Origin of the sequence: Streptomyces sp. AC558_RSS880 (genome assembly GCF_019049255.1) — a bacterium.
In the GTDB taxonomy this organism is placed as follows: Bacteria; Actinomycetota; Actinomycetes; order Streptomycetales; family Streptomycetaceae; genus Streptomyces.
The window spans coordinates 1-338 of sequence record NZ_JAGMUJ010000138.1 but is presented as its reverse complement, the minus strand read 5'-3'; the positions used below and the strand labels follow the sequence as shown (position 1 = coordinate 338).

At 73.7% G+C, this 338-nt stretch carries 1 protein-coding gene; it reads left to right on the top strand.

All coding sequences use genetic code 11. The features are described 5' to 3' along the window. A partial coding sequence (locus KUM38_RS32920) for a response regulator transcription factor (RefSeq protein WP_217134948.1) occupies positions 1-335 on the top strand: 335 nt, incomplete at its 5' end. Between the last annotated feature and the right edge of the window lie 3 nt (positions 336-338).

Genomic DNA, 338 nt, shown 5'->3' with positions numbered 1-338 from the left:
CCGACCTCATCGCGGCGGTACGCGTCGTGGCCTCGGGCGACGCGCTGCTCGCCCCCTCCGTGACGCGCCGCCTCATCGCGGACTTCGCCCGGCAGCGTCCCGCCACCCGGGGCAGGCCCGCGCTGCGGCTCAAGGCCCTGACGCAACGCGAGACCGAGGTCCTCACCCTGGTGGCCCGCGGCCGGTCCAACACGGAGATCGCGCAGACGCTGGTGCTGGCCGAGCAGACGGTGAAGACACACGTGAGCCGCGTCCTGACCAAGCTCGACCTGCGCGACCGCGCCCAGGCGGTGGTCTTCGCCTACGAATCGGGGCTGGTGGCCCCGGGCGAGTAGGAC